This window comes from Amycolatopsis sp. NPDC104775 (genome assembly GCF_055583325.1).
The window spans coordinates 25,528-46,313 of the sequence record NZ_JBVJOE010000016.1; the positions used below are offsets into that span (position 1 = coordinate 25,528).

Sequence of the window (20,786 nt, forward strand, 5' to 3'; positions counted from 1 at the left end):
ACGAACCGGCATCGGCCGAGCTGCCGGAGCCGGAAGCGGCAGCCACGGACGCCACCGAGAACACCGAGAACACCGAGAGCACGGCGGGGGACAACGCGGAAGTTCCGGGCGAGGCCGCCGGGGACTCCCCGGAGACTCCCGCCGAGCACCAGACGGTGCACGGCGGCACCATCCCCGAGGGATACGCCGCCGACGAGGGCTCCTCGAAGTTCAAGGTGCGGCTGCAGAACTTCGAGGGCCCGTTCGACCTCCTGCTGCAGCTGATCTCGCAGCACCAGCTGGACGTCACCGAGGTCGCGCTGCACACGGTCACCGACGACTTCATCGCCTACACCCGCGCGCTCGGCCCGGACTGGAACCTCGACGAGACCACCGAGTTCCTGGTGATCGCGGCGACCCTGCTCGACCTCAAGGCCGCCCGGCTGCTGCCCGCGGCCGAGGTCGAGAACGAGGACGACCTGGCCCTGCTGGAAGCCCGCGACGTGCTGTTTGCGCGAATGCTGCAGTACCGCGCGTACAAGCAGGTGGCCGCGCTGTTCGGCGAACTCGAGGAAGGCGCGCTGCGCCGGTACCCGCGGTCGGTGGCGCTGGAGGAGCGGTACCTCGGGCTGCTGCCGGAGGTGATGCTGGGCGTCACGCCGGAGCGGTTCGCGGAGATCGCGGTCGCGGTGTTCCGGCCGAAACCGCCGCCTCAGGTGTCGATCGCGCACATCCACATGGGCCGCGTGTCGGTGCGCGAGCACGCCGCGCTGCTGCGGGTGAAGCTCGCCGAGGCCGGGCAGGCCACGTTCAAGGAACTGACCTCGGACTGCGAGCACACGGTGGAGATCGTGGCCCGGTTCCTCGCGCTGCTGGAGCTCTACCGCGAATCGTCGGTGCAGTTCGACCAGCTGGAGGCACTGGCGGAGCTGCACGTCCGCTGGACCGGCGGCAGCGTGGCCGAGGCGTCCGCCGCCGCCGAGCAGGACCGCGCGGCGGCCGAGGAGGAGGAATACGGGTGAGCACCGAAGACGACCGCGCACCGGAGCCGGAGGAGACTCCGGCCGCTGCGGCGGACGAGGAAACTCCGGCGGAAGAGGCTCAGGTCGAGGCCGAACAGGCCGCAGCTGGGCAAGCTGAGGACGAGCCGGTCGAGCGAGCCGGGGAGACGGAACCGGCTGGGGAGACGGAGCCGGAAACCGCGTCGCAGCCGGAAAACGAGGCCGAGCCCGGCGAAGCCGTCGAGCCGGAAACTGAGCCGGAGGCCGACGCCGCGGAGCCAGCCGAGCCGGAAACCGCCGAAGCCGAAGCTTCCCCAAAGGCGGAAGCCGCTCCCGAAGCCGAGCCGACCGACGACGAAGGCCTGGTCGCCGTGGACAACGGCCTGCCCAGCGTCGAGGACGACGAGGCGCTCGAAGCCGCTCTCGAAGCGCTGCTGCTCGTCGTGGACTCGCCGATCGCGGAGGATTCGCTCGCCGAAACGCTGGACCAGCCGGTCGCGCGGGTGACCGTCGCGCTGCGGACGATGGCGCAGAAGTTCACCGAGCGGGCCAGCGGGATCGACCTGCGGCGCGTCGGCGAAGGGTGGCGGTTCTACACTAGGGACACCTACGCCCCGTTCGTGGAGAAGCTCCTGCTGGACGGCCAGCGGTCGAAGCTGACCAGGGCCGCGCTGGAGAGCCTCGCCGTGATCGCGTACCGGCAGCCGGTCACCCGGGCCCGGGTCGCGGCGGTGCGCGGGGTGAACGTGGACGGCGTGATCCGGACCCTGCTGGCGCGGGGGCTCATCGAGGAGATGGGCACCGACCCGGAGACCACGGGCACGCTGTACGTGACGACCGAGCTGTTCCTGGAGCGACTGGGGCTGTCGTCGCTGAACGACCTGCCCCCGATCGCTCCGCTGCTACCCGAAGTGGACACCATCGATGACATCTGAGCAGCACCCCGACGGCATCCGCCTGCAGAAGGTCCTGTCGCAGGCGGGCGTGGCGTCGCGCCGGGCCGCCGAGGACCTGATCGCGGCCGGCCGGGTGGAGGTGGACGGCGAGGTCGTCACCGAGCTGGGCCGGCGCGTGCACCCGGACGAGGCGGTGATCCACGTCGACGGCACGCGGGTCAACCTCCGCGACGACCTGGTGTACCTCGCGTTCAACAAGCCCAAGGGCGTGCACTCGACGATGTCGGACGACCGGGGCCGCCCGTGCGTCGGCGACTACCTGCGCGGCCGGTGGGAGGAGACCCCGGGCGTCGTGCACGTCGGGCGGCTCGACGAGAACACCGAGGGCCTGCTGCTGCTGACCAACGACGGCGACCTCGGGCACCGGCTGATGCACCCGTCCTACCGGGTGCTCAAGACGTATTTCGCCGAGGTCGAGGGCCTGGTGCCGCGCGGGCTCGGCAAGGAGCTGCGCGCGGGCTGGGAGCTGCCGGACGGGATCGTGAAGGTCGACCAGTTCCGGGTCAAGGACATGCATTCCGGCCGGAGCATGATCGAGCTGGTGATCCACGAGGGCCGCAAGCACATCGTGCGCAGGCTGATGGCGGCCACCGGGCACCCGGTCCGCAAGCTGGTGCGCACCGCGGTCGGCGACGTGCAGCTGGGCAACCAGCGCCAGGGCACGATCCGCAGGCTCAACCGCGGCGAGGTCGGCGCGCTGTACCGCACCGTGGGACTCTGACCGGTTCCCCACTTTCGGCCCTGATGCCGGGCCCCGCCGCCCCGGTTGAGTTGTCGGTACCCGACGACGACTCTGGAGGGCGACGGGAATGCGTGTGCTGACAGGGCTGTGCGCCGCCGCGGTGCTGGCCGCGGGAGTGGTGGTGCCGGCGGCCGCGACGGCCGCACCGGCCAGAACCGCGACGGAGCCGCAGTACGACTACGCCGGGGCGATCCGCGAGACGGTGTGGGTCGACCTCGGCCGGGACGGCGACGGGGACGGCGTGCCGGACCGGGTCGCCGCGGACATCGTGCGGCCGAAGGAACCGGCCGAGGCGGGCAAGAAGATCCCGGTGATCATGGACGCCAGCCCGTACTACTCCTCGGTGGGGCGCGGCAACGAAACCCAGTTCAAGACGTACGACGCGCAGGGCCGCCCGGTCGGCTTCCCGCTGTTCTACGACAACTACTTCGTCCCGCGCGGGTACGCGGTGGTGCTCGTGGACCTGGCGGGCACGAACCGGTCGACCGGCTGCGTGGACGTCGGCGGCAACTCGGACGTCCAGTCGGCGAAGAAGGTCATCGACTGGCTGAACGGCCGCGCGACCGGCTACACCGCGAAAACCGGCGGCACGACGATGTCGGCGGGCTGGAGCGACGGCGGCGTCGGGATGATCGGCAAGTCCTATGACGGCACCATCGCCAACGGCGTCGCCTCGACCGGCGTCGAGGGCCTCAAGACCATCGTGCCGATCTCCGCGATCAGCTCCTGGTACGACTACTACCGCTCGGACGGCGTCTCGTTCGGCTTCAACCCCGACGGGCTCGCGCAGACCGTGGAGCGCCGCAACGGCGGCCAGGATTGCTCGGCGCAGAACCAGAAACTCGCCGACGGCGCGACCGAGAACGGCGACTACGGTCCGCTGTGGGCGGAGCGCGACTACGTGGCGAACGCGAAGAACGTGCGCGCCAGCGTGTTCGTCTCGCACGGCGTGAACGACTTGAACGTCATGCCGATCAACTACGGCCAATGGTGGGACGCGCTCGCCGCGAAGGGCGTGCAGCGCAAGATCTGGCTCGCCCAGACCGGCCACGTCGACCCGTTCGACTACCGCCGTACCGAATGGGTCGACACCCTGCACCGGTGGTTCGACCACTACCTGATGGGCATCGACAACGGCATCGAGAAGGAACCGATGGCGACCGTCGAACGGCAGCCGGACCAATGGGTCAACGAAGCGACCTACCCGGCCCCCGGCACGAAGGCCACCGTGCTGCGTCCGCAGCCGGGCCGCACGCCGGGCGTCGGCACCCTCGGCACGGTGGGCGGCCGGGGCACCGCGTCGTTCACCGACAACCCGAAAGTGGGGGAGAACGAGTGGGCGGCGAATCCGTCGGCCACGTCGGCGAACCGCGTCATCTACAGCACCGGCGCGCTCACGTCGCCGGTGCAGGTCTCGGGCACCTCGTCGATCACCGTGACGGCCACGCCAAGCACCTCCACCGCGCACCTGTCGGCGATGCTGGTGGACTACGGCCCCGCGACCATCCGCAATTTCTCGGGCCCCGGCGAAGGAATCGTCACCGGCACGGACCGCACCTGCTGGGGTTCGAGCACCGACGGCGACAGCGCCTGCTACAAGGTGACCAGCGCGGACACGAAGAACGTGGACTACACGATCATCAGCCGAGGCTGGGCGGACCTGGCGAACTACCAGTCCCTGAGCCGGGAAGCGCGGCTCACGCCAGGCAAGGCGTACACGATGACGTTCCGCCTGGCGAGCACGGACCACATCGTCCCGGCCGGGCACCGGCTCGCGCTGGTGATCGGCGGGACGGACGCCAATTTCATCACCGCGCCCGCGAATCCGCCGAAGCTGACCATCGACCTGGCCAAGACCTCGGCCCAGGTTCCGTTGGTCGGCGTGGTTCCGGCGCGTCCGCGGACCGCCGAGTCGGCACCGGCAGACGCGCTCGCGCACGTTCCGGCTGCCGCGCGGTTCGATCTGCGCTGACAAAGCCCGTGGAGGTTCCCCTCACGACCGGCTGCGAGTCGTGAGGGAACCCCGGGTCCGTGAGGGTGGCCCTCACGGACGGGAACCGCCTGAAAGCCGTGAAGGGCTGCTTGCCGGAATCAGATCCCGGCAAGCAGCCCTTCACGGACGTGCCTCAGTTGGCGGTCACGGTTTCTTTCGCGGCTGCCTTGCGCTGCAAGGCTTTCGCGATCGGCTCGACCACGCGCGCCGCGGTCGGGCCGAGGATCGCCATCAGCAGCACGTAAGCGGTGGCCAGCGCGGCGAGTTCGCCGTCCACCGCGCCCGCGGCGACCGCCAGCCCGGCGATGACGATCGAAAACTCGCCTCGCGCCACCAAAGCCGCCCCGGCCCGGGCGCGGCCGAGCCTGCCGATTTTCTGCCTGCGGGCGGCCCACCATCCGGTCGCCACCTTCGTCAGCGTCGTCACCACGGCGAGCACCGCGGCCCATCCGAGCACCGGCGGGATCGACGACGGGTTGGTGTTGAGCCCGAACACCACGAAGAACATCGCGGCGAACAAGTCCCGCAGCGGTTCCAGCAGCCGGGTCGCGTTGTGCGCGGTCGAGCCGGACACCGCGATGCCGAGCAGGAACGCCCCGACCGCCGCGGACACCTGCAGCGCCGACGCGATCCCGGCCACCAGCAGCGCCGCGCCGAGGATCTTGAGCAGGAACACTTCCCGGTCGTCGCTGTCCACCAGCGCCGAGACGTACCGGCCGAACTTGAGCGCGATCACCAGCACCACGGTGATCACCAGCAGCGAGATGCCGACCGCTTCCAGCCCGCCGAGCAGGCTGACCCCGCCGAGGACCGCGGTGAGGATCGGCAGGTAGAGCGCCATCACCAGGTCCTCGAACACGAGGATCGACAGCACCACCGGCGTTTCGCGGTTGCCGAGCCGCCCCAGATCGCCGAGGACCTTCGCGATGATCCCGGACGACGAGATGTACGTGACGCCGGCCATGACGATCGCGCCGATCGGGCCCCAGCCCAGGATCAGTGCGACCGCGGCACCGGGCGCGGCGTTGAGCACGATGTCCACGAGACCGGCGGTCCACGACCGCCGCATGCCGGTGAACAGTTCGGCCGCGGAGTACTCCAGGCCGAGCAGCAGAAGCAGCAGCACCACGCCGATTTCGCTGGCGAGGTGGGCGAAATCGCCGATGTCGGCGAGCGGGATCAGGCCGCCGGAGCCGAAGCACAGGCCGCCGAGCAGATACAGGGGGATGGGGGAGAGGCCGATCCGGCCGGCGAGCCTGCCCAGTGCGCCGAGCACGAAGAAGACCGCGCCGAGTTCGATCAGCGAAAGAGCGGTGTGATCCATCAGCCGTGCTTGAGGATCTTGGCGGCGGCTTCCAGGCCCTCGGACGTGCCGACCACGACCAGCAGGTCGCCCGCGGTGAAGAGGAAGTCCGGCGTCGGCGACGGGTGCACCTGCCCGGCGCGCATCACCGCGACGATCGACACGCTGGTGCGCGTGCGCATCGCGGTGTCGCCGAGCGAACGGCCGTCGAACGGGCTGTCCGCGGTGATCGGCAGCTGCTTGGTGTTGATGCCGGGCAGCTCGCGGTGCTCCTCGTTCAGCTGCGCGACCAGCTGCGGCGCGCCGAGCAGGTTCGAGAGCGCGCCCGCCTCGTCCGCGGTCAGCGGCAGCGACGCGAGGCAGGCGTCCGGATCGTCCGATTTGGAGACGATCAGCTCGATTTTGCCGTCCCGCTGGGTCACGACGCCGATGCGGCGGCCCGCGCGGGTGGCGAAGTCCTTGCGGACACCGATTCCGGGAAGGGGGGTGACTTCGACGTTCACGCCAGCCACGGTAACTCATTGTCCGATTCGCGGAGTTCAGCCCAGCAGGAACAAGAGCGCGGTGGCGGCCATGAAAGCGGCGGTCGCGCCGTGCACGCCGTAGGCCATCCCCTTCTTCCCTTTGTGCCGCAGGATGATCAGCATGTCGCAGACCGGCATGACGGTCGCGGCCAGCAGCAGCCAGCCGAAGAGGTGCGCGCTGCCCGCGAGCATCGCGACGCCGAGGATCAGCCCGGTGCCCAGGTCGCGGTCTCCCTTGATTTCGAAGAACGCCGTCGACCCGGTCGGGATCTCCCGCAGGCCGAACGTGGCGGCGGTCTTCGCCGGGGCGAACAGATAGGTGAACCCGACGTAGATGATCCCGAGGACGGGGATGGCGGCGAGGACGTAAGCGGCGGTCAGCATGGGAACCCCAGTGAGTTAGCAGTGCTAGGAACAAGTGCAACGCTAACTTAGCGACGCTAGCTTGTCTAGCACTGCCTGAACTTGCGCCGGGGACACCGCCTGAGGTGCCGCGACGGGCGGCGGGCAGAATGAACCGGACCGGGTGTGCGGGACGAACGTGAGGAGAACATCGGTGACGGGAGCCCTACGTGGGGTGGTCGCGCTGGACGGCCCGTCGGGAACCGGCAAGACCACGGTGGCGCGCAAGCTCGCCGGACGGCTGAGCGCCCGCTACCTCGACACCGGAGCGATGTACCGCGTCGTCACGCTGGCCGTGCTGCGGGCCGGGATCGACCTCGCCGACGAGCACGCGGTCGGCGCGCTCGCGCACGACGTCGACTTCTCGCTCGGCACCGACCCGGAGCAGCCGGACGTCCGGCTCGCCGGCGAGGACGTGGCCGCCGAGATCCGCGGCCCCGAGGTGACCGGCGCGGTGTCGCCGGTGTCGGCCGTGGCGCAGGTGCGCGAGGTGCTCGTCGCCCGGCAGCGCCGGATGATCGCCGACGCGGTCGAAGACGACGGCGGGATCGTCGTGGAGGGCCGCGACATCGGCACCACCGTCGCGCCGGACGCGCCGCTCAAGGTCTACCTCACCGCCTCGGCCGAGGTCCGCGCCGCGCGGCGGAACACCCAGGACTCCGCGGCGGGCCGGGCCTCGAGCGTCGAAGCCGCTCGCGAATCGGTGGAGCGCCGCGACCGGATCGACTCCACCCGCGCGGCCTCGCCGCTGCGCGCGGCCGGGGACGCGGTCCAGGTGGACACCTCCGAGCTGACGATCGACCAGGTGATCGTCGCGCTGGCCGAACTCGCCCGCGGGCGCGGGCTGCTCGGCGACTGCCCGGCCGAACCGGCCGCCGCCGGGGCCGGGGGCAGCCGGTGAGCGGCGCCCTCCCCGAGGGGGCGAACGGCCTCCTGCTCGACATCGGGCGGACGGCGGGCCGGTATTATCTGCGTCCGGCGTTCCGGATCCGGGTGCACGGCCGCGACCGGGTGCCCGCCGACGGGCCGCTCGTGGTGATCGCGAACCACAGCTCGAACGTCGATCCGCAGCTGGTGATCGGAATGCTTCCGCGCCGCAGCGCGTTCCTGGCCAAGGCCGAGCTGTTCACGGGGATCGGAGGCCGGTTCCTGCGGGCGATCGGCCAGATCCCGGTCCGCCGGGGCGAGATCGACCGGACGCCGCTGACCACGGCGGTCGGGGTGCTCAAGGCGGGCGGGGCGGTCGGGATCTTCCCGGAGGGCACCCGAGGCGAGGGCGACGTCGGGGCCGCCGAACGCGGCGCGGCGTGGCTCGTGCGCGCTTCGGGAGCCACCGTGCTGCCGATCGCGATCCGCGGAACGCGCAAGCCCGCCGACGGCAAACGGCGGTGGCGGCCGCGCGTGGACCTCCTCTTCGGGGAGCCGTTCGCGCTGAAGGTCGGTCCGGGCCGGAAAGGGCTCGACCAGGGCACTGAAGAGCTGCGTACGCAGCTCGCGGCGCTCGTACAGGCTTTGGACGACTGGCGCGGCGAACACGGGTTCGCCACGCCGTAGGTGAAGTGGGAAACGATGACAGGGTTTGACGCCGCCGACAGCGCGGTGGACGGTCTCGGCGAGGTCGACGGAAGCTGGTCCGACGAGTCCGAGTTCGCCGCGCTCGACGCGCAGATCGAGGCCGAGGAGGCCGACGGCCGGGCGGCCGCCGCGCAGCCGGTGCTCGCCGTGGTGGGGCGGCCGAACGTGGGCAAGTCCACGCTGGTCAACCGCATCCTCGGCCGCCGGGAAGCGGTCGTGCAGGACGTGCCGGGCGTGACGCGCGACCGGGTCGCCTACGACGCGTTCTGGGCCGGGCGCCGGTTCACGCTCGTCGACACCGGCGGCTGGGAGCCCGACGCCACCGGCCTGCAGGCCTCGGTCGCGCAGCAGGCCGAGCTGGCCATGCAGACCGCGGACGCGGTGCTGCTGGTCATCGACGCGACGGTCGGGGCCACCGCCACCGACGAGGCCGTCGCACGCGTGCTGCGCCGCTCCAAGAAGCCGGTCCTGCTGGCCGCGAACAAGGTGGACGACGACCGGCTGCTGGCCGACACCGCGTCGCTGTGGTCGCTGGGCCTCGGCGAGCCGCACCCGGTCAGCGCGCTGCACGGGCGCAGCTCGGGCGACCTGCTCGACGCCGTCATGGCCGCACTGCCCGAGGCCCCGCGCGAGGCGGGCACGGTCTCCGCCGGGCCGCGCCGCGTCGCACTGGTCGGCAAGCCGAACGTCGGCAAGTCCAGCCTGCTCAACCGGCTTTCCGGCGAGCAGCGCTCGGTGGTCGACTCGGTCGCGGGCACCACGGTCGACCCGGTCGACTCGCTGGTCGAGCTGGACGGCGAGGTCTGGCGGTTCGTGGACACCGCGGGCCTGCGCAAGCGCGTCAACTTCGCCGACGGCGCGGAGTACTACGCCTCGCTGCGCACCAAGACCGCGATCGACGCGGCCGAGGTCGCGCTCGTGCTGCTGGACGCCTCCGAACCGCTGACCGAACAGGACCTGCGGGTGCTGACGATGGTGGTCGAGGCGGGCCGCGCGTGCGTGCTCGTGTTCAACAAATGGGACCTGGTCGACGAGGACCGCCGGCACGCCATGGTGCGCGAGCTGGACCGCGGCCTCGTGCGGGTGCCGTGGGCGGAGAAGGTCAACGTCTCCGCGCTCACCGGGCGCGCGGTGCGCAAGCTCGCGCCCGCGCTGCGCACCGCGCTGGCGTCGTGGGACCAGCGCGTCTCGACCGGTCAGCTCAACGGCTGGCTGTCCGACCTCATCGCGGCCACGCCGCCGCCGGTGCGCGGCGGCAAGCAGCCGAAGGTGCTGTTCGCGACGCAGGCGGGCATCCGCCCGCCGACGCTGGTGCTGTTCACCACCGGGTTCCTCGAGGCCGGATACCGCCGGTTCATCGAGCGGAAATTCCGCGAGCAGTTCGGCTTCGCGGGCAGTCCCGTCCGGGTGAATGTGCGCGTCCGCGAAAAGAAGCAGAAGCCGAAGGCAGGCGGAAAAGCGGCCCGCAACCGTTGATTCCTTTTCCCGGCAAGGGAATTCCCGGCGAATCCGATTTCCCGGGATTCCCTTGCCGGACCTGCGGTCCGTGACCTCCGACACGCGGGCGTTACCCAGGCGCGACCTGGGCTTGATTGCCGCGTAAGGTAGACGGTCGCTACGGGCGCCTCATTCGGATGGCCAGCCCGAATGACGCTCGCGAAAGGTGAGTGATGGGCTTGCGCGCCCACAGTCCGACCTTGCCCGCATCGTTCCGGAATGCCGGAACCCGCCTGGCCGCCGAGGTGGCCCGGTGACGCTGACCGCCGATTCCGGCAGTGCCGACGCCCTGACCCTCGCCGTCGAAGCCGCGCTCTCGCCCGCTCTGTTCGAGACCGCCGCTCCGGCGGCCGAGCGCACCCTCCTGGACATCCTGACCGCGACCGCGGAGCGGCACCCGAACGCCGCCGCGCTCGACGACGGCACCGGCCCGCTCAGCTACCGCAGGCTGATGGAAGAGATCGACGCGTACGCCCGCAAGCTGCGCGAGCACGGCGTCGGCCTCGGCGACCGCGTCGGCATCCGGATCTCCTCCGGCACCGCCGAGCTGTACGTCGCGATCCTGGCGACCCTTTCGGTCGGCGCGGCGTATGTGCCGGTCGACGCCGACGACCCCGACGAGCGCGCCGAGCTGGTGTTCGGCGAGGCCGGGGTCGCCGCGATCGCCACCGACGGCGAGATCGCCGTCGCCGGGACGCCGAGCGGCCGCGAAGGCCGTCCTGGCCCGGCCGACGACGCGTGGATCATCTTCACCTCCGGTTCCACCGGCAAGCCGAAGGGCGTCGCGGTCACGCACGCCTCGGCGGCGGCCTTCGTGGACGCCGAAGCCCAGCTTTTCCTCGCCGACGAGCCGATCGGCCCCGGCGACCGGGTGCTGGCCGGGCTGAGCGTCGCGTTCGACGCCTCCTGCGAAGAGATGTGGCTGGCCTGGCGGCACGGCGCCTGCCTGGTGCCCGCGCCGCGCGCGCTGGTGCGCACCGGTGTCGACCTCGGCCCGTGGCTCGTCGCGCAGGGCATCACCGTCGTGTCGACGGTGCCGACGCTGGCCGCGCTGTGGCCGGCGGACGCGCTGGAAGACGTGCGCCTGCTCATCTTCGGCGGCGAAGCCTGCCCTCCGGAGCTGGCCGAACGCGTGGCCGTCGAAGGCCGCGAAGTGTGGAACACCTACGGCCCGACCGAGGCGACCGTCGTCGCCTGCGCCGCGCAGATGACCGGCGACGGCCCGGTGCGGATCGGCCTGCCGCTGGTCGGCTGGCAGCTGGTCGTCGTGAACGAAGCGGGCGAACCGGTCGCCATGGGCGAGACCGGCGAGCTGGTCATCGGCGGCGTCGGGCTGGCCCGGTATCTCGACGCCGAAAAGGACGCGGAGAAGTACGCGCCGCTGCCGTCGATGGGCTGGGAGCGCGCCTACCGCAGCGGCGACATGGTCCGCGCGGAGCCGGAAGGCCTGCTGTTCCTCGGCCGGATGGACGAGCAGATCAAGCTCGGCGGACGCCGCATCGAACTGGGCGAGGTCGACGCGGCCCTGCAGGCGCTGCCCGGGGTGCGCGGCGCGGCCGCGGCCGTCCGCCGCACCAAGGCGGGCAACCAGGTCCTCGTCGGCTACATCGTCCCGGAGGAGGGCGAAAAGCTCGACACGGACGACGCCGCGACCCGGCTGCGCGCGCAGCTGCCCGCCGCGCTGGTGCCGCTGCTCGCCACGATCGACGACCTGCCGACTCGCACGTCCGGCAAGGTCGACCGCGCCGCGCTGCCGTGGCCGCTGTCCACTGTGGACGCGAGCGCGGCGGGGCTGTCGCCCACCGAGGCGTGGCTCGCCGAGGGCTGGAGCGAGATCCTCGGCGTGTCGGTGAGCAACGCCAGTGCCGACTTCTTCACCAACGGCGGCGGCAGCCTCACCGCGGCGCAGCTGATCGCGCGCATCCGCACCCGCCACCCCGAGGTGTCGGTCAGCGACATCTACCAGAACCCGAAGCTCGGCGCGCTCGCCGCGAAGCTGGACGCGCTGAGCGGCGAGGAGACCGAGCGCCGCGAGATCGCGCCGACGCCGCGCCGCGCCGGGCTCGTGCAGTCGTTGCTGATGGTCCCGCTCATGGGTCTCGTCGGCCTGCGCTGGACGACGCTCGCCGCCGCCTGCTCGAACGTGCTGGCGCTGCTGGGCGTTTCCTGGGCGCCGACGCTGAACTGGGCGTGGCTGGTGCTCGCCTACCTGGTGCTGTTCACCCCGGCGGGGCGGATCGCCATCGCCGCGGGCGGCGCGCGCGTGCTGCTGTCCGGGGTGCGCCCCGGCTCCTACCCGCGCGGCGGCAGTGTCCACTTGCGACTGTGGACCGCCGAGAAGCTGGCCGAGTTCAGCGGCGCGGACAGCGTCGCGGGCGCGTCGTGGATGACGACGTACGCGAAGGCGCTGGGCGCGCGCATCGGCAAGGACGTCGACCTGCACTCGCCGCCGCCGGTCACCGGTTTCCTCAAGCTGGGCCGCGGCGCCGCGGTGGAGCCCGAGGTCGACCTGTCCGGCCACTGGGTCGACGGCGACGTCGTGCACATCGGCAAGACGCGGATCGGGGCGGAGGCCCGGGTCGGCGCGCGCAGCACGCTGTTCCCCGGCGCCCGGATCGGCAAGGGCGCGGAGATCGCCGCCGGGTCGACCGTGCGCGGCGCGGTTCCGGCGGGCCAGCGCTGGGCCGGTTCGCCCGCGGTGCGGTCGGACGGCAAGGACGCGCTCAAGTGGCCGTCGAGCCGCCCGCCGCGGTCGCGGTTCTGGGCTTCGGTGTACGGCGCGACTTCGGTGTTCCTCGGCCTGCTGCCCGGGATCGCCGCGCTGCCGGGCGTCGCGGTGATCGGGTACGCGATCGCTGGCACCTCTGATTTGAGTGCCGCGCTGGGTCAGGCGCTGCTGTTCGCGCCGGTCGCGACCGTCGCTTATTTCCTGACGTACGCGCTGCTGGTGCTGGCCGGGGTCCGCGCGCTCGGCGTCGGCATGGTCGAGGGCTACCACCCGGTGCACGGCCGGGTCGCGTGGCAGGTCTGGGCCACCGAGCGGCTGATGGGGATGGCCCGCGAAGGCCTGTTCCCGTTGTACGCCAGCCTGTTCACGCCGGTGTGGCTGCGGCTGCTCGGCGCGAAGGTCGGCCGTAACGTGGAGGCGTCGACCGTCCTCGCGCTGCCGAAGATGACCAAAGTGGACAGTGGCGCGTTCCTGGCCGACGACACCATGGTCGCCACCTACGAACTGGGCTACGGCTGGCTGCACGCGGCCCCGGCGCGGATCGGCAAGCAGGCCTTCCTCGGCAACTCGGGGATGACCGCGCCGGGCCGTTCGGTGCCGAAGCGCGGTCTGGTCGGGGTGCTGTCCTCGACGCCGGCGAAGGCGAAGAAGGGCTCGTCGTACCTGGGCATGCCGCCGCTGCCGGTGCGCCGCGCGGTGGGGGAGAGCGACACCAGCCGCACGTACACGCCGCCGCTGCACCTCAAGGCGGCCCGCGCGCTGGTCGAGCTGTGCCGGATCATTCCGGTGATGTGCGCGGTCGCGCTGACCGTCGGCGTCGCCTTCGCGCTGCTGGCGCTGGCGGCGTGGGGCGGCTTCTGGGCCGCCGCGCTGCTGGCCGGGCCGGTGCTGCTGGCCGCCGGGATCGTCGCGGCGCTCACCGCGACCGCGGCGAAATGGCTGCTGGTCGGCAAGTTCCGCGAGATCGACCACCCGCTGTGGAGTTCGTTCGTGTGGCGCAACGAGCTCGCCGACACGTTCGTCGAGGCGCTCGCGGTGCCGTGGCTGATCGGGTCGCTCGGCGGCACGCCGCTGCTGCCCGCGTGGCTGCGCACGATGGGCGTCAAGATCGGCCGCGGCGTCTGGCTCGACACCTACTGGCTGCCCGAGTCGGACCTGGTCGAACTGGGCGACGGCGCGACGATCAACCGCGGCTGCGTGGTCCAGACGCACCTGTTCCACGACCGGATCATGACCATGTCGCGGGTGAAGCTGGAAGAGGGCGCGACGCTCGGCCCGCACGGGATCGTCCTGCCGGGCGCGAGCATCGGCGCGCGCACCACGGTCGGCCCCGGCTCGCTCGTCACGCGCGGCGACGCGGTGCCCGCGGACTCGCGCTGGCTCGGCAATCCGATCTCGGCCTGGCGGCGGTGAGGGCACGACCATTGCGGACCAGGTCCGGGCGCCGCATCCTGGAAAAGATCACGGCGGCGGGCGAAGGCGGGTTTCGGTGCGGGTGAACGGGAAAGCGGCCGCGCCCGGAGCGGAGACCTCGGGCGACGGGTACCTCCCCGCGCACGGGAACGGCGGCTACCGGGTCCGGCACTACGACCTCGATCTCGACTACCGGATCGGGCCGAACCGGCTGACCGCCGCCGCGGTGCTCACCTGCGAGGCCACCCAGGCGCTCTCCCGGCTGACGCTCGACTTCGGCGAGTTCCGGGTGTCGCGCGTGCTGGTCGAGGGCAAACCGGCGAAGTACGTGCGGCGCGGGCTGAAACTGCAGGTCAAACCGGCGCGGTCGGTACCGGCCGGGACCGTGTTCCAGGTCGAGGTCCGGTACGCGGGCAACCCGCGGCCGGTGCGCAGCCGGTGGGGCGACATCGGCTGGGACGAGCTGACCGACGGCGCGCTGGTGGCGAGCCAGCCGGTGGGCGCGCCGTCGTGGTTCCCGTGCAACGACCATCCCGCGGACAAGGCGAGCTACCGGGTCGCGGTGGCCACGTCGTCGCCGTATCTCGTTGCGGCGACCGGGAATCTCGTGTCGCGGTACCAGTCGGCGAGCACGACGAAGTGGGTGTTCGAACGGCCGGAGCCGACCTCGACGTACCTGATGAGCGTCCAGATCGGCCGGTACGAGGACCTGGAACTGTCTTCCGGGTCCTGGGTTCCGGAGATCGCGGTCGACCGGCCGGGCGGCGTGGTGCAGCGGGCCGCGGTGCCGCCCCGGCTGCGGCGGGCGTTCGCGCGGGACTTCGGCCGCCAGGGCCGGATGATGGACGCGCTGGAGGAGTGGTTCGGGCCGTATCCGTTCGGCGAGTACGTGGTGGTCGTGACGGACGACGACCTGGACGACCCGATCGAGGCGCAGGGGATGGCCATCTTCGGGGCCAACCATGTGGATGGCAAGCGTACGTATGAGCGGCTTGTGGTGCATGAGCTGGCGCATCAGTGGTTCGGGAACAGCTTGACTGTCGCGGACTGGCGGCATATTTGGCTCAATGAGGGGTTCGCTACTTACGCTGAGTGGTTGTGGTCGGAGCGGGCTGGGGGCGAGTCGACGGAGGCGCTGGCGCGGGCTTGGCATGCGCGGGTGCGGGCCAAGCCTGCGGATGTGGCTATCGGGGATCCTGGGGTGGGGCGGATGTTTGATGAGCGGGTGTATAAGCGGGGCGGGTTGACGTTGCACGCGTTGCGGGGGGAGATGGGGGATCCGGCGTTTTTCGCGCTGGTGAAGGCTTGGGCGGTGGAGAATCGGCATGGGGTTGTGACTACCGAGCAGTTTGTCGGGCTGGCGGAGTCTTACGCGGGGCGGGTGTTGCGGGGGTTTTTCGCCGGGTGGTTGGAGCGGGTGGCTTTGCCGTCGCTGTGAGGTCGCGGCTCGTCGCCTGGCGGCGACATTGCCGTGGGCGAGTTTGGGGCACCCCGAAGCCCAGTGTGCTGACGGTTCGGGGTGCAGGGGCGGGTGTGGCTGCCTGGGTCGCTGGGGTGGGGCGACCCAGAAGCCAGGGGGGAGGGTGGGGTGGGGGTGGTTGTCAAGGCGGGAAAGCGTGCCTTGACAACCACCCCCGAACCGCAGGGGAGGCTTCGTATCGGGGTGCAGGGGCGGGTGTGGCTGCCTGGGTCGCTGGGGTGGGGCGGTGGCGGTTTTAGGGAGGGGCTGCGCCCCGATGTGGCATTGGGTGCGTGCCGCGCGCCGAACGCCACATTGGGTGCGTCTGGCGCAGCCAGTGCCGCATTGGGGTGTTGGTGACGGGTGTGGTGTCCGGCAGGCGGGGCAGCGGCGCGAGTGTTCGTGAGGGGAACCCTGAGGGAATCTGACTCCCTCTGGGTTCCCCTCACGGGTTTCAGGTATCTGAACGCGCGCCCGGCTGATCCCAGTCATCGGATGTCTGTGCGGCTTTCCGGGTGAACAACCCTGGCTTTCGCCTACTCTGTCTGGATATATTCCGCTCACCTCGCGTTAGCGAGGGCGAAACGTAATATGAATCCGGAGGCTGTCCATGGTCGGAGTGTCGCGGCGGACGGTGCTTCGATCCGTGTCCATCGCAGCCGGAGCGGCGGCGTTCGGCGGGTTGTGGGCGCAGGGTGCGCCGCCGGGATTGGCCGCGCAGCGCGGCCCGCATCGGGATGTCGCGATGGATGCGCGGATGCGTTGGCAGCGGTTGCCGAAGAACTGGCAGGAGGCGCCGTTCCTGGCCAACGGGTTCCTTGGCGTTCAGGTTTATGCCGGGCAGACGCCGCAGGTGCTGAAGTTCATGCTCAGCCACACTCAGGTCCAGGATCAGCGCGTTCAGTGGGAAGCCGGAATCGGGTTGTCGCGGTTGCCGATCGGCGCGATCACGCTCAGCCTCGCGGGGGCGATCACCGGCGTCGACTGGACGCTCGACCTCTATAACGCCGAGCTCGGTGGCACTATCACCACCACGCGCGGGCAGGTCGCGTTTTCCGCTGTGGTGCACAACGATCTCGGCGTGCTGCTCGTCTCGCTCGATCCTAGTGCGGGCGAAGCCGGGGCGGCGTGGGGCTTCGCGCCGTTGGTGTCGGCGACGACTCGGACGGTGCGCAAACCGCCGGAGTACACGGCGAATCCGGAGCCGGAGCAGGCGAATGGCTACTGTGCGCAGCCATTGATCGCCGGTGGCGGGTATACGACGGCGTGGCGGGAGAAGCGGGTCGGGTCGAAGCGGTTGTTCGCGGCGGCGGTCGCGTATTCGTTCCCGCGGGCTACGCATACGCGCGACGCGGTGTCGCTGGTCGAGCGGACGCTGTCGATGAACCCGGATCTGCTGCTCGCTTGGCATCGCCGCTGGTGGAACGGCTTCCATCAGCGCAGTTTCGTGTCGGTGCCGGACAAGCAAGTACAGCGGTTCTACTGGATCCAGTTGTACAAGATCGCCTCGGCGACCCGCAAGGACGGGCCGGTGACCGCCGAGTGGGGGCCGTGGTTCCCGGAGGTCGGTAACAGCTGGACGGCGGTCTGGTGGAACCTGAACGTCCAGGTCACGTATCCGATCGTGAACGCGACGAACCATCCGGAGCTGGACGCGGTGACCGAGACGTTCCGCCGTGATCACGCGAATCTGGAGGTGTCGGTGCCGCCCGCTTACCGGGACGGCGATACCTACGCCCTCTCGCATCCGGGGGATTGGCGGCTGCGGCCGGGCGGCGTTCGGACGGTCGGGGTTCCGGGGAGGACGTCCAAAACGGACCAGACCGGGAATCTGTTGTGGGGCTTGCACAACGTCTGGCTCGCGTACCGCCATCACCTCGATCAGTCGGTGCTGCGCGACGTGCTGTACCCGACGCTGGCGAAGGCGCTCAACTTCTACCGGCATTTCCTGTTCACCGGCCCGGACGGGCTCCTGCACCTGCCGCTCACGCGGTCGCCGGAGTACGCCGACGCGGCCGACTGTACGTATGACTTGTCGTTGATCCGCTGGGCGGCGACGACGTTGGCGGATTCGGCGCGCATCTTGCGGATCAACGAACCGCGCGTGCCGATGTGGCGGGAGATCGCGGCGAAACTCGTTCCGTACCATGAGGATCCGGCCGACGGCGTGCTGATCGGCGACGGAGTCCGGCTCGCTGATTCGCATCGGCATTTCTCGCATCTGCTCTGGCTGTATCCGTTGCGGGAGCGGAACTGGGAGCGGCCGGGCGATCGCGACATCATGACGCGGACCTTCCGGCATTGGTCAGCCGACCAGTCGGCCTGGCACGGGTACAGCTACGCGGCCGCGTCGTCGATGAGTTCGGTGATGGACCAGCCTGAGGAAGCCTTGCGGTACTTGAAGTTCTTCCTCGACCGGAACATCGTCGCGGACACCGAGCTGACCGCGAACACGATGTACCGGGAGGGTTCGAACTTCGCTATCGAAAGCCCGATCACTGCGGCACAGTCCGTTGTGGACATGCTGCTGCAAGGGTCCGGGGGAGTGGTGAAGGCCTTCCCGTCGGTATCGGCGAAGTGGCCGGACGCGTCGATCGCCGGATTGCGGACCGAGGGCGCGTTTCTGGTGGACGCGTCGCGGCGGAATGGTGCGACGGAGTTCGTGCGGGTGCACAGCGAAGCCGGTGCGCCGTTGGTGCTTGACCACGGGATCAACGGGGACATCGACGTGCGCGACGAGTGGGGTCGGCGGTTGTCGTGGCGGGCGGTCGGACCGCGACGGATCACGTTGGCGTTGCGGCGGGGCAGCACGGTCACAGTTGTCCCGCGTGGTGCGCGGCCCGACTTCGCGCCGCGTGATGTTCCTTCGCTCGGTGCTGTTCCGGCCTGGGGTTTGCCTGACTAGAAACGAGGAGGTTGGCGGACATGGACATCTCGCGCCGGACGGTGCTCGGCGGAGCGCTCGCGGGCATTGCCGCCGGAGCGGTCGGGCTGCCGCAGGCGAGCGCGGCGGAACTGAGCCGCGATGGCGTCGATTGGGCGGATTTCCTCGCGACGGCGGATCTGCGCTGGCGGCGGATGCCGACGACCTGGTACGAGGGACCGTTCCTGGGCAACGGTTTCCTCGGCTCCGGCATCTACGCCGAACCCGGGCGCAACGCGGTCCGCTTCAACGTTCAGCACAGCCAGGTGCAGGACCACCGGCCGCAGTTCGGCTCGCTGTTCGGCTTGGCGCGGCTGCCGATCGGGTATTTCACGCTCGAACCGGTCGGCGCGATCACCGGTCTCGACTGGCGGCTCGACCTCTGGAACGCCGAGCTGACCGGCACGATCACCACCGCGGCCGGCAGTCTGGAGCTGCGCGCGATCGTCCACACCGGACAATCGCTGCTGGCGGTGGAAGTGCGGCCGTCCGAAGGCGAACGCGGTTTCCGATGGGTGTTCCATCCGGCGAAGGCGATCAGCCCGCGGGCTGATCCGGTCTGGAAGAAACCGCCGCCGGACGGATACCTGGAGAACCCGCCGGTTCAGCTGCGCCAGGCGGGCGACGCGAATCTCGCGGTCCAGCCGCTGCTGGCGGGCGGCGAGCACGTGACAGCTTGGCGCGAGGTCGCACGGGGCAGCGCGCGGACGTTGTATACGTCGGTCGCGTGGTCGCATCCGGAGAAGACCTCGGCGGCCCGGGCGCTGCACACGGTGCGGCGGGCGAGTGCGCTGGACGTGCTGACGTGGGACCACCGCCGCTGGTGGCACGACTATTACCAGCGCAGCTTTCTGTCCATTCCAGACACTCGGCTCCAGAGTTTCTATTGGATCCAGCTGTACAAGGTGGCGTCGGCCGCGCGCCGGGAAGCGCCGGTCATGGCGACTTCGGGGCCGTGGCTGGAAAACACGCCGTGGCCCGCGACGTGGTGGAACCTCAACGTGCAGCTGGAGTATTGGCTCATCCAAGGTTCCAACCATCTCGAACTCGACGCGGTCAGCTACGCGCTCGGCAAGTACCGGGACCGGCTGACCAGCCAGGTCGCGCAGCCGTACCAAGCCGATTCCGCGGGCATCCCGCGCACCACCGACATGACGTTGCTCAACGGCCTGGCCGATTCGACCAGCGGGTACCCGGTCGGCATCCCGGGCAAGGACACTCCGACACCCGAGGTCGGCAACCTCACCTGGGCGCTGCACAACGTCTGGCTGAGCTACCGGCACACCATGGACCGCCAGCTGTTGCGCGACACACTGTTCCCCTTGCTGCGCAAGGCAATCAATTACTATCTCCATTTCCTCACCCCAGGCCCGGACGGAAGACTGCATCTCCCGGCGACCTTCTCGCCGGAGTACGGCGTGAACGCGCCGGACACCAACTACGACCTCGCGTTGATCCGCTGGGGTTGCAAGACGTTGCTGGACACCGCACGCGAGTTGCGCCTCGCCGATCCGCTGGCGGGGAAGTGGCAGCAGGTGCTCGCCACTCTCACCGATTACCCGGCCGACGAGAACGGCTACATGATCGGTGCGGGCGTCCCGTTCGCGAAATCGCACCGGCACTACTCGCATTTGCTGCAGATCTACCCGCTGTACGAAATCACCTGGGAACAGCCGGAGCATCGCCAGATCATCGAAACGTCGCTCAACCACTGGGTCGGCTTCGAGGGCGCGTTGCAGGGCTACACCTTCACCGGTGCCGCGTCGATCTCGGCGCAGATGCTCCGCGGGGAGAAAGCCGCGTATTACCTCGGCGAACTCCAGAAGCGTTATATCCAGCCGAATACGATGTACAAGGAATCCGGCCCGGTCATCGAAACGCCGTTGTCCGCGGCGAAATCCATGCAGGACATGCTGGTGCAGAGCTGGGGCGGCGTCCTCCGGCTTTTCCCGGCGGTACCGGAGGCGTGGGGCGACATCGCGTTGCGCGACTTTCGGACCGAAGGCGCGTTCCTGCTCAGCGCTTCCCGTTCTGGCGGGAAAACGCGCTGGCTGAAGGTGCACAGCGAGGCTGGTGCGCCGTGTGTCCTGCGGCCGGGGATCGACGGCGAGTTGACGGTGACGGACTCGCACGGCCGTCCCCGGAGATGGCGACGCTTGGCGAACGGCGATGTACAGGTCGATCTCGCCCGCGGTCAGGACGCGTATGTGTACCGCCGCGGCGACCGGCCGGACTTCACGGTCCGGCCGGTGGCGCCGGGCGGGGCGAGCGATCCGTGGGGGATGCCGTGA

At 70.4% G+C, this 20,786-nt stretch carries 14 protein-coding genes; 11 read left to right on the forward strand and 3 right to left on the reverse strand.

Translation table 11 applies throughout. The features are described 5' to 3' along the window. Window positions 1–20 precede the first annotated feature (20 nt). The 4 genes from ACZ63D_RS40420 (at window position 21) to ACZ63D_RS40435 (ending at window position 4,650) form a co-directional block, all read left to right on the forward strand. On the forward strand, window positions 21–1,001 hold the full coding sequence (locus tag ACZ63D_RS40420) for a segregation and condensation protein A (RefSeq protein WP_465359662.1): 981 nt from the start codon (window positions 21–23) through the stop codon (window positions 999–1,001). Then, a complete protein-coding gene (scpB, locus tag ACZ63D_RS40425; RefSeq protein ID WP_465359622.1) occupies window positions 998–1,915 on the forward strand; it encodes an SMC-Scp complex subunit ScpB in 918 nt (305 codons plus the stop codon). The genes ACZ63D_RS40420 and scpB overlap by 4 nt, the downstream gene beginning before the upstream one ends. After that, window positions 1,905–2,657 (forward strand): pseudouridine synthase, encoded by a 753-nt coding sequence (locus ACZ63D_RS40430; protein WP_009079554.1) that lies wholly within the window; start codon window positions 1,905–1,907, stop codon window positions 2,655–2,657. Before scpB ends, ACZ63D_RS40430 begins: the two co-directional genes overlap by 11 nt. 88 nt (window positions 2,658–2,745) lie before the next feature. Beyond that, entirely contained in the window at window positions 2,746–4,650 is a 1,905-nt protein-coding gene (locus ACZ63D_RS40435; RefSeq protein ID WP_465359623.1) for a Xaa-Pro dipeptidyl-peptidase, read from the forward strand. A 154-nt stretch (window positions 4,651–4,804) separates the two neighbouring features. On the opposite strand, the gene ACZ63D_RS40440 is transcribed toward ACZ63D_RS40435, so the two are convergent. The 3 genes from ACZ63D_RS40440 to ACZ63D_RS40450 are packed head-to-tail and all read right to left on the reverse strand — an operon-like array spanning window position 4,805 to window position 6,882. Further along, window positions 4,805–5,995 carry a cation:proton antiporter gene (locus tag ACZ63D_RS40440; protein ID WP_465359624.1) on the reverse strand — a complete coding sequence of 397 codons (1,191 nt, stop codon included), beginning with the start codon at window positions 5,993–5,995 and terminating at the stop codon, window positions 4,805–4,807. Continuing rightward, the gene (locus tag ACZ63D_RS40445; protein WP_009079551.1) at window positions 5,995–6,477 is read right to left on the reverse strand and encodes a cation:proton antiporter regulatory subunit; all 483 of its coding nucleotides are present in this window, start codon (window positions 6,475–6,477) and stop codon (window positions 5,995–5,997) included. The genes ACZ63D_RS40440 and ACZ63D_RS40445 overlap by 1 nt, the downstream gene beginning before the upstream one ends. 36 nt (window positions 6,478–6,513) lie before the next feature. Next, window positions 6,514–6,882 carry a DUF4267 domain-containing protein gene (locus tag ACZ63D_RS40450; protein WP_465359625.1) on the reverse strand — a complete coding sequence of 123 codons (369 nt, stop codon included), beginning with the start codon at window positions 6,880–6,882 and terminating at the stop codon, window positions 6,514–6,516. A gap of 193 nt (window positions 6,883–7,075) precedes the next feature. On the opposite strand from ACZ63D_RS40450, the gene cmk reads away from it, so the two are divergent. The 7 genes from cmk to ACZ63D_RS40485 all read left to right on the forward strand — a co-directional run bounded on the left by cmk (window position 7,076) and on the right by ACZ63D_RS40485 (window position 20,786). Continuing rightward, on the forward strand, window positions 7,076–7,801 hold the full coding sequence (gene cmk, locus ACZ63D_RS40455) for a (d)CMP kinase (RefSeq protein ID WP_465359663.1): 726 nt from the start codon (window positions 7,076–7,078) through the stop codon (window positions 7,799–7,801). After that, the gene (locus ACZ63D_RS40460) at window positions 7,798–8,454 is read left to right on the forward strand and encodes a lysophospholipid acyltransferase family protein (RefSeq protein ID WP_465359626.1); all 657 of its coding nucleotides are present in this window, start codon (window positions 7,798–7,800) and stop codon (window positions 8,452–8,454) included. Before cmk ends, ACZ63D_RS40460 begins: the two co-directional genes overlap by 4 nt. Window positions 8,455–8,469: 15 nt before the next feature. Further along, entirely contained in the window at window positions 8,470–9,951 is a 1,482-nt protein-coding gene (der, locus tag ACZ63D_RS40465; RefSeq protein ID WP_465359627.1) for a ribosome biogenesis GTPase Der, read from the forward strand. A gap of 310 nt (window positions 9,952–10,261) precedes the next feature. Next, window positions 10,262–14,113 (forward strand): Pls/PosA family non-ribosomal peptide synthetase, encoded by a 3,852-nt coding sequence (locus ACZ63D_RS40470; RefSeq protein ID WP_465359664.1) that lies wholly within the window; start codon window positions 10,262–10,264, stop codon window positions 14,111–14,113. 82 nt (window positions 14,114–14,195) lie between these two features. Further along, window positions 14,196–15,551: a M1 family metallopeptidase gene (locus tag ACZ63D_RS40475; protein ID WP_465359665.1), complete on the forward strand. Its 1,356-nt coding sequence runs from the start codon at window positions 14,196–14,198 to the stop codon at window positions 15,549–15,551. Window positions 15,552–16,182: 631 nt separating this feature from the next. After that, a complete protein-coding gene (locus ACZ63D_RS40480; protein WP_465359628.1) occupies window positions 16,183–18,477 on the forward strand; it encodes a glycosyl hydrolase family 95 catalytic domain-containing protein in 2,295 nt (764 codons plus the stop codon). 20 nt (window positions 18,478–18,497) lie between these two features. Next, window positions 18,498–20,786 (forward strand): glycosyl hydrolase family 95 catalytic domain-containing protein, encoded by a 2,289-nt coding sequence (locus ACZ63D_RS40485; protein WP_465359629.1) that lies wholly within the window; start codon window positions 18,498–18,500, stop codon window positions 20,784–20,786.

Excerpts from the sequence above, each read along its gene's own strand:
- ACZ63D_RS40450 (WP_465359625.1), bottom strand. The coding sequence starts at position 6,882 with ATGCTGACCGCCGCTTACGTCCTCGCCGCCATCCCCGTCCTCGGGATC.
- ACZ63D_RS40440 (WP_465359624.1), bottom strand. The coding sequence starts at position 5,995 with ATGGATCACACCGCTCTTTCGCTGATCGAACTCGGCGCGGTCTTCTTC.
- ACZ63D_RS40430 (WP_009079554.1), top strand. The coding sequence starts at position 1,905 with ATGACATCTGAGCAGCACCCCGACGGCATCCGCCTGCAGAAGGTCCTG.
- ACZ63D_RS40480 (WP_465359628.1), top strand. The coding sequence starts at position 16,183 with ATGGTCGGAGTGTCGCGGCGGACGGTGCTTCGATCCGTGTCCATCGCA.
- der (WP_465359627.1), top strand. The coding sequence starts at position 8,470 with ATGACAGGGTTTGACGCCGCCGACAGCGCGGTGGACGGTCTCGGCGAG.
- ACZ63D_RS40435 (WP_465359623.1), top strand. The coding sequence starts at position 2,746 with ATGCGTGTGCTGACAGGGCTGTGCGCCGCCGCGGTGCTGGCCGCGGGA.
- ACZ63D_RS40485 (WP_465359629.1), top strand. The coding sequence starts at position 18,498 with ATGGACATCTCGCGCCGGACGGTGCTCGGCGGAGCGCTCGCGGGCATT.